A 12,792-nucleotide genomic window follows, 5' to 3' on the forward strand; every position below is an offset into this window, starting at 1 on the left:
GGGCTCTGGGCTCTGGGCTCTGGGCTCTGGGCTCTGGGCTCTGGGCTCTGGGCTCCGAGCCCCGAGTTCCGAGCTCCGGAGATCTGGTGCCCGGCGCGCGAAGCCTGGACCCGATCCGCCGCCGGATCAGCTGTGCTCGAAAAGGTTCCACCTGCGTGGAACCTTTTCGTGCACGGCCCGGCGGCCTTGTGCGGCCTCGCGTGGATGTGCTCAGAAAGGTTCCACCAGGAGGGAACCTTTCTGAGCACGGTCCGGTGAGAGGCGGCGTGGAGTTCGAGTCAGCCGGCCGAAGGATCCACGGTGCGCGAGGAGCCGCTCCACGGTGGCCAGCCCCACCTGCTGCGTCTCGAACTCCTCACGGCGGCGGGAGGGGACCTCGGCGGCGGGAGAGGACCTCGGCGGCGGGAGAGGGCCTCGGCGACGGGAGATCGCCCAGCGCTCCCATCTCTCGGAAGGCCGTAGTCAACCGCATGGTTGACTACGCTGCTCCGGCGGCGTAGCCTCCTCTTGTCAACCAACCAGTTGAGAAAGGGAGGGATGGACGACGACACCCTGTCGAGAGCCTTTGCGGCCCTCGCCGACCCCACGCGACGGGACCTCGTCTCGCGCCTCACCCTCGGTGACGCCACCGTCGGCGAGCTCGCCGCCCCCTACGCCATGTCCCTGCAGGCCGTGAGCAAGCACATCACGGTCCTCGAATCGGCGGGCCTCGTCACCCGTCGGCGCGACGCCCAACGGCGCCCCGTCCACCTCGATGCCGAGGTGCTGGGGGAGCTGACCAGGTGGATCGATCGCCACCGCATCGCCGCCGAGGCACGCCTCTCCCGCCTCGACGCTCTCCTCCACGATCCGGACTTCCATGGCCCGGACCTCCATGACCCGAGCAGCACCGACACCCCGGAGCGCACGCCATGAACCCCACCGAGCACCCGAACCCCACCGATCGCCTGACCACCGCCACCATCGAGGCGGACCCCGAGGTCCCCCTGATCCGCATCGTCCGGGACTTCCGCACCACGCCCGCCCAGCTGCTGCGCGCCCACACCGACCCCGAGCTGTACGCGCGATGGGTGGGGCCCGAGGCGCTCTCCACGCGCATCGATCTCTGGGACGCCCGCACCGGCGGGGCCTGGGCGTTCACCAACATCGACCGCGTCAGCGGCGAGGAGTACGCCTTCCACGGCAGCTTCCACGAGGTCGCCGAGGATCGCATCGTCCAGACCTTCGCCTTCGACGGCTGGCCCGACGGCGTCTCTCTGGAGACCATGCGCCTCGAGGACCTCGGCGGCGGCTGGACCCGGATGCGCAGCACCTCGCTCTTCGACTCCTTCGAGGGGCGCGGGCAGATGCTCGACAGCGGCATGGACGTGGGGATCCACGAGGGCTACGCCGCGCTCGACGAGCTCCTGGCGGCCGACGCCACCGCAGGAGGCGCCCGGTGAACGCCACCGGCACGCCTCTGACCCAGCTGCCTCCCGCGGAGAAGTACCGGGCGATCGCTTCCGGCTTCACCGCGACCGTCGATGGCGTCACCGACTGGGACGCCCCCACCCCCGTCGCGGAGTGGCGTGCCCGGGACGTCGTGGGCCACCTCGTCACCTGGCTGCCGGCGATGATCCACGGCGGCTCGACGTTCCGCTTCGAGGAGGGGCCGTCGGCCGAGCAGGATCCTGTCGGCGCGTGGACCCATCTCGACAACCAGCTCCACGCTCTCTTCGCGGATCCCGCTGCCGACCGGCACCTGCATTCGAACCCGCACACGGGATCGGATCGGCCGCTGCCCGGGGTGATCGACGAGTTCTTCACCGGTGACGTCTTCTTCCACACCTGGGACCTCGCCCGCTCCTCGGGGCAGGATGATCGCCTCGACCCCGGCATGGTCCACGACGCCTACGTCGGGATGAGTGCGGCGGAGGAGTATCTGCGCCCCACCGGCCAGTTCGGGCAGCAGCAGCCGGTCCCGGCCGACGCCACCGAGCAGGAGAAGCTGTTCGCCTTCCTCGGCCGCGACCCGAGGTGGACTCCGCCGCCGGCGTGACCCCGTCGGCGGCCGGACCGCGCTGCTGACGGTCTATCCCACCTGGCGGACAGTGTGCCCCGGATCACCACGTGGGAAGGATTCGGGCATAGGCTTTCCGGATGTTCTCGAATCTCTCGGCCGGCGCACTCGGCCTTCCCCTGGACCACACCACCTCGATCGACCTCGCCGCGCGGCACGGCTTCGGAGGAGTCGATCCCGATCTGGGCCACTTCCGCACCCTGGGCGGCACGGCCGCCGTCGCCGAGCATGCCGCCGCCGTGCAGGAGAAGGGCCTCGAGTGGGGGATGGCCGGCCTGCCCGTCCCGCTGGATGCCCCTGCCGCGGAGTTCCGCCAGGCCCTCGTGGACCTCCCCGAGTCCCTCGAGCTGCTCCGGGCGGCGGGCGTGACCCGCGTGGGCACCTGGATGCGGCCGATGCACGACGACCTCGACTACCTGCGCAACTGGCGCCTGCACGTGGGCCGCCTGGCCCTGGTCAGCGAACTGCTGGCCGACGCCGGGATGCGGATCGGCCTGGAGTACATCGGCCCGAAGACCTTCTGGTCCACCGAGCGCTACCCGTTCATCCATTCCCTGCGCGAGGCCCGCGAGCTGATCGCCGACTCCGGCGCCACGAACGTCGGGATCATCCTGGACAGCTACCACTGGTACACCGCCGGGGAGAGCGCCGAGGACCTGGCCGGTCTCACCGACGCCGACATCGTCTCGGTGGACATCAACGACGCCCGCGCCGATCGCGAGCGCGACCAGCAGCAGGATCTCGACCGTCGCCTGCCCTACGACACCGGCGTCATCGACCTGGCCGGGTTCATGGGCGCCGTCCACGCCGCCGGCTACACCGGCCCGGTGAAGGTCGAGCCCTTCATGAAGTCCCTCGCCGAGCAGCCGGTCGACGAGGTCCTCGCCGATATCTCGGCGCGGCTGGATCGGGCCGTCACCGGGAAGTGACCGGACCGGTGCTGTCGCCGATGATGATCTGCGGTTCGAGCAGGACGTCGTCGCGGGCGTCGTCCTGCTCGGGGCGTCCCTGCGCGTCGGACCGCTGGATGCGGCGGCGCAGCAGCGTCCACGCGACCGTTCCGGCGTCCAGCTCCTCTTGACCGACTGTGGTCATGTGCGGATTGAGGACGCGCGACAGCTCGATCCCGTCGAAGCCGGTGAGGGAGAGATCGCGCGGGACATCGACCCCCAGCTCGTGCATCCGCGTGAGGAGGCCGTGCGCGACGAGGTCGTTGAAGGCGAGGACTGCCGTGGCCCCGGAGTCGAGGACCTCTGCAGCCACCCGGTATCCGTCGGCCAGTCCGGATCCGCAGCGGATCGATCGCAGGGTCAGGGCCGGAGCCGCGTCGACCAGGGCGTGCAGAGCGGTCAGCCGTTCGCGGTTCGCCACGCTGCGCGGGGGACCGGACGCATAGAGCAGATCGCGATGCCCGAATCCCACGAGGTGCTCGACCAGCTGTTTCATCCCGGCGGCGTAGTCGATCCCGACCGAGGCGAAGCGCGGGTCGGTCGTGCGCCGGTTCACCAGCACCACCGGGGAGATCTGTTCCACGAGCTCGTCGAGGACCTGGTCGTCCATCCGTGGGGAGACCAGGACGACGGCGTCGCACTGCCGGCGCGCGTCCCGGGCGATGGCCGCCTCGCGTTCCGGGGAGGCGACCTCCGCCACGAGCACGCTGTAGCCGTCCGCCTCGGCGGCGCGCGAGATCCCGCGCAGGATGACCTGGAACATCGGGTTCCCCAGATCGGGGATGACCAGGGCGATCGTGAGGGTGCGGCCGGTGGACAGGTTCCGCGCCGTGAGGTTCGGGCGGTATCGCAGGGTGCCTGCGGCCTCCCGGACCCGGATCGCGATCCCCGGATCGACCCGGGTGCTGCCGTTGAGGACCCGCGACACCGTCGCGCGGGAGACCCCTGCCGCCTCGGCGACCTGGGTGATGGTGGGCGATGCGCTGCGCCGGGGCATCGGGCCTCACGTCCTTCGTGGTCCAGGGTGATCGGGCGGGGACCCTCCCGAGGGTCATGGAGTGCATGGTGCACTATGGAATCGTTCGAGGCGAACAGGCCGATCCCGGTACCGCGCCATCATCCCCGCTGTCGAGGAGAACGCAATGGCCGGTCGGTCCACGAATCCTGAGCTGCTGCGCGGCCGACTGCGCGTCCTCCTCGGTCTGGTCGACGAGCACGATGGCGGGTCCGACGGGGGGACCGGCGTCGCGGAGCTCCTCGGGCCGACGGAGGCCCCCGCGGCGAGCCGGTCGGCGTTGGCCCCCGAACCGGCTCTGGTGCAGGTCCTCACCGCCGACGGCGACTCGATCCCCGCCCACCTCCTGCGCCCGGCGCCCGATGTCGCCACCGGCGCCGGCGTCGTGCTGGTGGCCGGGCACGGCCGGGGCATCGACGATCTGGTGGCCCAGGATCCGGTCGACGACTATCACGACGGCCTCGCCCACAAGCTGGCCCGAGCCGGGTTCACGGTGCTGTGCCCGGAGATGGTCAGCTTCGGCAGGCGGCGGTTCGCGCAGGCCGACGGCGCGGAGCCCTACGAGCCCACCGACAACACCTGCGGCATCGACGCGGCCCGGCATCTCCTGCACGGGCGGCCCGTCATGGGGCACCGTGCGGCCGATGCGCAGGCCGCCGTCCAGGCACTGCGCCGGCTCCCCGGGGTGGACCCCGACCGGGTCGGCGTGGCCGGCGGCTCCGGCGGCGGAGCGGTCGCGCTGCTGCTCGCCGCGGTGGATCCGTCGATCGCGGCGGCCCTGGTCGCGACCTACTTCTGTACCTTCGAGGCGAGCCTGTGCTCGATCCGCCACTGTCCCTGCAACATCATCCCGGGCCTGCTGCCCGAGCTGGAGATGGCGGACATCGCCGCCCTGATCGCCCCGCGCCCGCTGATCCTCGAGGCGGGGGAGCAGGACCGCATCTTCCCGATCGCGGCCACCCGGGCCGCCTACGCGCGGCTCGAGGGCGTCTGGGAGGAGCACGGCGCGACGCCGCCGGAGCTCGTGGTCACCGACGGCGGGCACGCCTTCCGGGCCGAGCGCTCCCTCGACGCCCTGGTGGAGCGGCTCGCCTGAGCGACTGCGTGCCTGGGTGGTCTCAGTGCCGGCCGGCGGTCCCCGTCCGCCCCGTCGGCCGCAGGAGAATACGGACCATGACTGGTGATCTCCGCGCCCCGGGCGGCTTCCGGGACGATCTGCTGTTCCGCGGCCTCGCGCTGCTCTGGGTGATCACCGGCGGCCTGGTCGCCGCGGTGACCGGCCCGCTGGGTCTGGAGCACGGCTCCTGGTCCGCCGCCTTCCAGGTGCTCGTGGGCGGAGTGCTCCAGGCGGCGCTCGGGATCGCCCAGCACGCGCTGGCCCCGCGGGGCCCGTCGGCCCGGACCCTCGTGGCCGAGGCGCTCACCTGGAACCTGGGATGCCTCGCCGTGATCGCGGGGACCCTGCTGACCGCGCCCCTGATCGTCGACGGCGGCGGGCTGCTGCTCGTGGTCACGCTCGCCCTCATGATCCGCGCCGTGGGCCGCGGCGGTCACGGCCCGGCCTGGGCGCTGTGGACCTATCGGGCTGTGCTGGTCGTGACGCTGGTCAGCATCCCGATCGGGCTGCTCCTGGCGCACGTGCGCGCCGACTGATCCTCGGTCTCCGGCGCGCTCCAGAGCCGTGCGCAGGAGCGTCGGCGGCTCCGGCCCGGCCATGGCGATTGTCTCCCCTTGCGGGATGTCGTCGGCCAGATGGCCCTCACTGCCGTACGGTAAATGCTGTGAACGCTGCTGCGAGCTCTGCGACGCGCGCGACACCCGAGTCTTGAGACCCTGACCCTTCAACGAATCGAGATGCTTCTATGCCCTCCTCCGCAGCACCTTCCGTAGCGTCTGCCCATCGCAAGCTCACCGCGCCCCCGCGCCTGCCCAAGAACGGCATGCGCATCACGCCGCTCGGCGGCCTCGGCGAGGTCGGGCGCAACATGACCGTGTTCGAGTTCGGCGGCAAGCTGATCATCGTCGACTGCGGCGTGCTCTTCCCCGAGGAGCACCAGCCCGGCATCGACGTGATCCTGCCGGACTTCACGTCCATCCGTGACCGCCTCGACGACATCGAGGCCATCGTGCTCACCCACGGGCACGAGGACCACATCGGCGGAGTGCCGTACCTGCTCAAGGAGCGGGCCGACATCCCCCTGATCGGCTCCGAGCTGACCCTGGCCTTCATCACGGCCAAGCTCAAGGAGCACCGCATCACCCCGAAGACCATCCAGGTCGAGGCGGGGGAGCACCGCAAGATGGGCGCGTTCGACCTCGAGTTCGTCGCGGTCAACCACTCCATCCCCGACGCCCTCGCGGTCGCGATCCGCACCAAGGCGGGCATGGTGCTGCACACCGGCGACTTCAAGATGGACCAGTTCCCGCTGGACGATCGCATCACCGACCTGCGCGCCTTCGCGCGCCTCGGCGAGGAGGGTGTGGACCTCTTCCTCACGGACTCCACGAACGCCGAGGTCCCCGGTTTCACGATGTCCGAGCGTGATCTGAACCCCGCGATCGATCAGGTGTTCACCACCTCGCCGCGACGGATCATCGTCTCCAGCTTCGCCAGCCACGTGCACCGCATCCAGCAGGTGCTCAACGCCGCTCACGCCAACGGCCGCAAGGTCGCCTTCGTGGGCCGCTCGATGGTGCGCAACATGGGCATCGCCCGCGACCTCGGCTACCTGACCATCCCCAAGGGTCTCGTGGTGGACTTCCGCAAGATCCAGTCGATGCCGGACCACAAGATCACGCTGATCTGCACCGGTTCGCAGGGTGAGCCGATGGCCGCGCTCGCGCGCATGGCCAACGGCGACCACCAGATCCGCGTCGGCGAGGGCGACACCGTGCTGATGGCCAGCTCGCTGATCCCCGGCAACGAGAACGCGATCTACGGGATCATCAACAAGCTCACCGATCTCGGCGCGAACATCGTCCACAAGGGCAATGCCAAGGTCCACGTCTCCGGCCACGCCAGCGCCGGCGAGCTCGTGTACTGCTACAACATCGTGCGCCCCAGCAACGTCATGCCGGTGCACGGCGAGTCCAAGCACATGCACGCCAACGCCGAGCTCGCTCGTCGCACCGGTGTCCCCGAGGACCGCATCGTCGTCGCGCAGGACGGGACGACGGTCGACCTGGTGGACGGCCGCGCGAAGATCTCCGGCAAGGTCGAGGCCGGGCTGGTCTACGTCGATGGTCAGACCATCGGCACCGCCACTGAGGACACCCTCGCCGAGCGTCGTCTGCTCAGCGGCGGCGGCGTCGTCACCGTCGTGGCGCTGATCGATCCCAAGACCAACCAGCCGACCGAGCCGCTCGAGTTCATCACCAAGGGCTTCGTGCACGACGACAAGACCTTCGAGGGCGCATCGGCCCAGGTCGACAAGGCGCTCAAGCGCGCCAAGGACGACAAGATCGATGACATCGGCCAGCTCGAGGAGATCATCGTGGAGGCCGTCAGCGGCTACCTGCGACGCACCTACCGTCGTGAGCCGGCCGTCATGGCGGTCGTGGTCGACGCCTGATCACCGGTATCTCGTAAGGCCCCTCCAGCCCGCCCCGCGGCGGCGCCGGAGGGGCCTTCGCCGTCAGGGGCGATCTGCCGGTGCGTCATCCTGGCGGATCTGGTCCAGGCGCTGCAGCACGCGCAGCTGCGCCGGGTTGTACAGCTCGACCACGGCGTGCGCCAGGATGAGCCCGGCGGCGGCCTCCCCGTGGGGCGAGCGTTCGGCGGCATCGACCAGCTCGGGGTGGTCGCGTCGCTGCCGTCGCGCTGCCGGTGCCATGCGTCGGGCGAGGTCGGCGACGTCGGCGTCGGTCGCGTCCGCGGGAAGACGGTCGAACTCCTCGTCGGTCGGATCCGGGTCGGACAGCGCCCGACGGAACGCCTCCAGAGTCGGCTCGTCGAAGACGGTCGCGTAGACCGCGAGCAGGGACTGCTGCCTCGGGGAGAACTCCTGGGCCATCTCCGCGAAGCCGGGCGGGGTCTGCGCCGGTACCTCGTGGGCGAGGAGCAGCGCCAGCTCCGCGCGCACCCGCGTCAGGCGTTCGATCGTCGTGCTCAGCTCCGCGTCGAGGGACCGCAGCTCGTCGAGGGAGGCCGCATCGTCGTGGTCCATCGCGGCGATCTGCGTGAGCGCGATCCCCAGTTCGCGGAGGCGACGGATCCGCAGCAGCCGCACCAGATGAGGGATCCCGTAGCGCTTGTAGCCGTTGCCGGACCGCTCGGGTTGGGGGAGCAGGCCGATGCGGTGGTAGTGCCGCACCGTGTTCACCGTGGTGTTCGCGATCGTGGCGAGCTGCTGCGTGCTCCACGCCATCTGATGATCCTTCCGGGTGCGGGGTGGCAGGTCAGCCCGTGACGACGAGGGGCACGAAGTATCTGAGGGAGAAGGCCTCATAGATCGCGCCGACGACGAACAGCACGAGCGCGGGCAGTGCGAGACGGCCGATGAGCCGCAGTCCGCGAGCACATCCCTGGCGCCTCGTCGGGGCCTCGACGGTCGCCGGCCACAGCCACGACCTGCCCAGGAGATAGGCACCGAGCAGCAGGAGGATGTAGGCCTGGAACTCGATGAGCATGGTGAGGGAGTGCTGGATGAGGGTCATCGCGGTCACGTGGTCGACCGGTGCGAGGGTGATGCCGGACCGCAGGGCGAAGTAGGCGAAGACGACGATGCCGGAGAAGGGCACGAGCAGGGAGGGCAGCAGGATCGAGGAGAGCGCGATCCGGCCGATGTTCACCGCGAAGATCACGGCCGCGAACAGCCACGGCCTGCTGATGATCGAGAGCACCAGGTCGGTGTCGCCGCTGGCGTCCATCGCTCCGATGGTCGCCGCTCTGAGGCCGGGGAACAGCAGGCCGAGCGCCATGCCGAGCAGGAGCAGCCCGTAGGCGAAGGCGTTGAGGAGCAGGTAGGGGCGGAGGTGCGTGCGGAGGAGCTGGAACGGGGCGAGCGGGGCGCGCACGGTGTGCAGGGGTGTCATGGGCGGGCTCCGGGTTCGAGGTGGGCCGTGCGTTCGCCACGGCGCGCCTCGATCAGAAACCATGTTCCCACCACAGGGTCAAGACTCTCTCGCTGATCACTCTCGTGCGTCCCCGCGCAGGCGAAGAGGGACTACGTGCGATCAGCGGTGCCGCGCGCGATGGGCCGACGGGCTCGCGCCCTGCAGAGCCCGGAAGCGGCGCGAGAAGTACAGCGCATCACGGAACCCCACGCGCCGGGCCACCTCCGAGATCGGCTCTCCCGTCATCTCCAGCAGCCGGGCGGCGAGCTCCATCCGCTGCGCCTCGATGTACCGCGAGATCGGCGTGCCCACCTGCGCGGTGAACAGGTGCGAGAGACGGGAGGGGGAGAGGTGGGCGACGTCCGCGAGGCGCGCGATATCGAGATCCTCGGTGAGGTGCGCATCGAGGTGCTCGAGCACCCTCAGCACGCGTTCGTCGAGCTGGCGCTGCCGCGGGTTCTGGGTGTCGTACCAGAGCAGGGCCGCCTCGATCGCGTTGAGGGCGAACAGCTCGGGGCGGCCGACGGCGAGGCGCGTGGCTCGGGCGGCCCCGCGCAGCTGCTGCTGCACGCGCGCGGACACCTCCGCGCCGAGACGGATGCGACCGATACCGGATGCGGACCCACCGGATACCGCCTCGGGCCAGTCCAGCAGGGCCAGCCAGGTCGCGGGCGGGTGGACGTGGCAGTACAGCAGGTGCCAGTGCCCGGCGGCAGGATCGGTGCCGTAGTCGTGCAGCGTGCCGGGATGCAGCAGCACGGCCTCGCCGGGCTCCGTGGCCAGCACGTGGGTCTCGGAGGTGCGCACGAGTCCGCCTCCGCCGACGGTGTGCAGCAGCAGCCAGTCCGCGGTGCCCCGGGTGCGGCGCACGTGATAGCCGGCGTCCTGGTGGAACTCGCCGGCCAGCACCCGTCCGGTCTCCGGGGGCGGCACCTCGACCGGCGCTACCTGACGACGCACAGCAGGATCGTCCATGTCCGTGACCTCCGATCACCTGGTCCGTGGTGGCCCAGGGAACCAGACTGACACCATGACCACTATTCAGGGAACCACTGCACAGGGACTCAGCCTGACCGCGGACACCGGGACGGCCGATGCGTCGGAACTCGTGATCCTCGATGCCGCCGTCGCGACGCCGCACCAGCTGGCGGCGGCGTACGAGGGCGGGGGAGCGGTGCATCTGCGCGGGGTGCTGAGCGCCGAGGAGATCGCCGAGCTCCGCGACACGTTCACCACCCACATCGAGACCGACGGCGAGGGCGGGGCCTTCGACGAGACGGAGGACGGCGATCCCCTGCACGCCTACCCGCGCATGATCCAGCCGCACCGCGGTGAGCACGCACCGGGCGTGCTGGCGAGGCACTGGCTGCTGGAGCAGCGGGTGATGGGCCGGGTCGTCGAGACGGTGGGGCCGGTGTGGGCGGCGCAGTCGATGTTCTACTTCAAGCCCGCCGGGGCTCGCGGCCAGGCCATGCACCAGGACAACCTCTTCCTGCAGTCGCATCCCGAGACCTGCATCGCGGCCTGGATCGCGGTGGACGACTGCGACGCCGAGAACGGTGCGCTGGGCGTCGTCCCCGGCACGCACCGCTACGAGATCGTCTGCCCGGAGGAGGCCGATGCGACCGAGTCGTTCACCTCGATCACCGTGAGCATCCCCGACCACCTCCGCGTCGTGCAGACGGACATGAAGGCCGGCGACATGCTGATCTTCCACGGCAGCCTCGTGCACGGCTCGAAGCCCAACTCCAGCGCCGACCGCTTCCGGCGCTCGTTGATCTTCCACTACATCCCCGAGGGCAGTCGAGAGGTGGCGTCCATGTACCAGCCGCTCCTCGACGCGGAGGGCGATGAGGTGAGGATCGAGACCGCAGAGAACGGCGGCGAGTGCGGCGAGGGCTGGGTGGCGCGGAACCACTGAGGGCGAGGGGGCCTGCGTCGACCCTCAGAACGGAGGGTCGGGGTACGTTGCCGGATCCGTGTACGGGACCCTGACCGGCACGACATCGGCAAGTGGGATCGACGACCGGTCCGGTTCCGGCTCCGGTTCCGGAACCGGAACCGGTGCTGGGGCCGGTGACTCGGCGTCCTGGAGAAGCCCACGCCACCGGGCGTCATCCCATGCGAGCATCTCTTCGTAGACATCCCACGAATGCTGGAGGGCGGCGGCGATCTCCGGAGTGAGCAGGTCGCGGTTCTGCCGGGCGCTCAGGCGTTCGATCTCGCCGATATGCCATGTCGTGCTGCCATCCGGGCCGCGAACCGGATCGAGAAGCCCTCGCGTCTTCATCATGTGGTGTTTCCAGCACAATCGATGGAGATTCTCGATGGAGGTCTGGCCGCCCTTCTCTGGATTATCGTGATCGTATTCTTCGATATGATCGGATTCCCCGACGGTGCAGACATTTCTGGTGCACCCGGGAACGGCGCAGACCGGATCGAGCAGGCGGAGATGCTCCTGCATCGTGGTCGTCGGCGAATACCTCGTCGGTGGAAGAGGGAGGAAGGTGCCGTCGGACGGATCGGTGAGGATCCTGTACCAGGTGGGCTCGCCGGCCGCGAGGTGGCGGGCCATAGGAGCGGGCAGCGGGATCGTGCCGTCGATCGTGCCGGGGGCGTCGGACTCGCCGAGCAGAGTCATGGCGGGGACGACGACCTGGAGTCGGAACCGGCTTCCGGGTACCTCGACGCCCGCGGTGTCGAGCATGGTGCGGGTGAGGATCGCGTACCGCAGGGCCGCAAGCGTCATGTGGTGGCCGTCGCGGGCGACATCGCCGTCGATGTCGAACGGCGCCGGGCGGCCTTCGTCGACGGCGTGGCGCTGGTCGTTCTGGACGGCGCGCGCGGCGGCGTCCAGACGGTGCGAGAGGCCGACGATCTCGTGGACCGGTCCGGTGATGGCGAGGCGGGCGGTTCCGTCGTGATCGCGGTTGACCTCGAGCCCGACATTGCGCTGCTCAGCAGGGGTTTCGCGGACAGCGGCCGCGCCGAACCAGGCGATCAGCTTGCCCAGCTCCCGGGTGAATCGGTCGGAGGGGATGTTGGCGAGGTCCCAGGCGGAGACGCGGTCATCGACCTGCCGGCACTGGTCCGGGGTGAGGCGGCGGACGCGCCGGAGCATCAGCTCGAACCAGTGGGCCGGGAGGTCTCCGGCCTCGAGCCGGGCGAGGGTGTGCGGGAAGCCCGTGACCGCGGTGTAGGCGGCATGCAGCTGCGTGCTGGCCTGGTTGACGGTGATCCGCCGGGCGTCGGCGACGAGGATCGCGTACAGGTCGCCATCATCGCTGGACTCGTCCCAGAACATCGCCACCCTCCGGAGGTGCTCTGCGTAGGCGCGGGCTTCCGCCTGCTGGGCGGCGAACAGCTCCTGCGCCAGATGCGCCTCGAGGCACCCCGGCTCCATGAAGGAACGGGCGGCGAACTCCTCGGGATCCAGGGGCTTGCGGGCGCGGACCACGGGTTCAGGCGGCTCCGTGCCAGCGGGTGGCTGCGTCATGATCGTCATCGTGTCGACGCCCCTCCCCGGTCGTTCAGAATTCGACAATGAATGTTCTGCAACTCCTTCTATTCTAGAAGGTTCCGGCTCGCGGGTCCAGCGTTATCTCCGATGTGGATGAATCTGTGGATAACCACCCTGTGTGGAGGAAAGGTGTTCTCGGGGATTGCGGCGAGCGCGGACGGAGAATCTGCGGCAAGGGCTGCAACGGGTCACC

At 70.0% G+C, this 12,792-nt stretch carries 13 protein-coding genes; 8 read left to right on the forward strand and 5 right to left on the reverse strand.

All coding sequences use genetic code 11. The annotated features are described in order from the left end of the window. Positions 1–537: 537 nt before the first annotated feature. The 4 genes from INT49_RS17950 (at position 538) to INT49_RS17965 (ending at position 2,988) form a co-directional block, all read left to right on the forward strand. Positions 538–915 (forward strand): ArsR/SmtB family transcription factor, encoded by a 378-nt coding sequence (locus INT49_RS17950; protein WP_193119119.1) that lies wholly within the window; start codon positions 538–540, stop codon positions 913–915. Further along, entirely contained in the window at positions 912–1,442 is a 531-nt protein-coding gene (locus INT49_RS17955; RefSeq protein ID WP_193119120.1) for an SRPBCC domain-containing protein, read from the forward strand. The genes INT49_RS17950 and INT49_RS17955 overlap by 4 nt, the downstream gene beginning before the upstream one ends. Continuing rightward, positions 1,439–2,038, forward strand: a complete 600-nt coding sequence (locus INT49_RS17960; protein ID WP_319021693.1) for a TIGR03086 family metal-binding protein — start codon at positions 1,439–1,441, stop codon at positions 2,036–2,038. Before INT49_RS17955 ends, INT49_RS17960 begins: the two co-directional genes overlap by 4 nt. Before the next feature lie 101 nt (positions 2,039–2,139). Next, positions 2,140–2,988, forward strand: coding sequence for a sugar phosphate isomerase/epimerase family protein (locus INT49_RS17965; RefSeq protein WP_193119121.1), 849 nt, complete (start codon positions 2,140–2,142; stop codon positions 2,986–2,988). Here INT49_RS17965 and INT49_RS17970 read toward each other — a convergent pair. Further along, positions 2,975–4,006 carry a LacI family DNA-binding transcriptional regulator gene (locus INT49_RS17970; protein WP_193119122.1) on the reverse strand — a complete coding sequence of 344 codons (1,032 nt, stop codon included), beginning with the start codon at positions 4,004–4,006 and terminating at the stop codon, positions 2,975–2,977. The two genes, INT49_RS17965 and INT49_RS17970, sit on opposite strands and share 14 nt — an antisense overlap. A gap of 145 nt (positions 4,007–4,151) precedes the next feature. Between INT49_RS17970 and INT49_RS17975 the strand changes: the two genes are divergently transcribed. The 3 genes from INT49_RS17975 to INT49_RS17985 all read left to right on the forward strand — a co-directional run bounded on the left by INT49_RS17975 (position 4,152) and on the right by INT49_RS17985 (position 7,596). Then, positions 4,152–5,120 carry a dienelactone hydrolase family protein gene (locus INT49_RS17975; protein ID WP_193119123.1) on the forward strand — a complete coding sequence of 323 codons (969 nt, stop codon included), beginning with the start codon at positions 4,152–4,154 and terminating at the stop codon, positions 5,118–5,120. 77 nt (positions 5,121–5,197) lie between these two features. Beyond that, entirely contained in the window at positions 5,198–5,677 is a 480-nt protein-coding gene (locus INT49_RS17980; protein ID WP_193119124.1) for a hypothetical protein, read from the forward strand. 209 nt (positions 5,678–5,886) lie between these two features. Next, a complete protein-coding gene (locus INT49_RS17985) occupies positions 5,887–7,596 on the forward strand; it encodes a ribonuclease J (protein WP_193119125.1) in 1,710 nt (569 codons plus the stop codon). Positions 7,597–7,659: 63 nt separating this feature from the next. Here INT49_RS17985 and INT49_RS17990 read toward each other — a convergent pair whose 3' ends face one another. From INT49_RS17990 to INT49_RS18000, 3 genes are all read right to left on the reverse strand, one after another. Beyond that, the gene (locus tag INT49_RS17990; protein ID WP_193119126.1) at positions 7,660–8,391 is read right to left on the reverse strand and encodes a MerR family transcriptional regulator; all 732 of its coding nucleotides are present in this window, start codon (positions 8,389–8,391) and stop codon (positions 7,660–7,662) included. A 31-nt stretch (positions 8,392–8,422) separates the two neighbouring features. Then, positions 8,423–9,058, reverse strand: a complete 636-nt coding sequence (locus INT49_RS17995; RefSeq protein ID WP_193119127.1) for a stage II sporulation protein M — start codon at positions 9,056–9,058, stop codon at positions 8,423–8,425. A 141-nt stretch (positions 9,059–9,199) separates the two neighbouring features. Continuing rightward, entirely contained in the window at positions 9,200–10,054 is an 855-nt protein-coding gene (locus INT49_RS18000) for a helix-turn-helix domain-containing protein (RefSeq protein ID WP_193119128.1), read from the reverse strand. Between the two features lie 55 nt (positions 10,055–10,109). On the opposite strand from INT49_RS18000, the gene INT49_RS18005 reads away from it, so the two are divergent. Beyond that, positions 10,110–11,000: a phytanoyl-CoA dioxygenase family protein gene (locus tag INT49_RS18005; protein WP_193119129.1), complete on the forward strand. Its 891-nt coding sequence runs from the start codon at positions 10,110–10,112 to the stop codon at positions 10,998–11,000. Between the two features lie 24 nt (positions 11,001–11,024). On the opposite strand, the gene INT49_RS18010 is transcribed toward INT49_RS18005, so the two are convergent. Beyond that, positions 11,025–12,575: an HNH endonuclease signature motif containing protein gene (locus INT49_RS18010; protein WP_226850901.1), complete on the reverse strand. Its 1,551-nt coding sequence runs from the start codon at positions 12,573–12,575 to the stop codon at positions 11,025–11,027. Positions 12,576–12,792: the final 217 nt, after the last annotated feature.

Source organism: Brachybacterium tyrofermentans, from assembly GCF_014897585.1.
In the GTDB taxonomy this organism is placed as follows: Bacteria; Actinomycetota; Actinomycetes; order Actinomycetales; family Dermabacteraceae; genus Brachybacterium; species Brachybacterium tyrofermentans.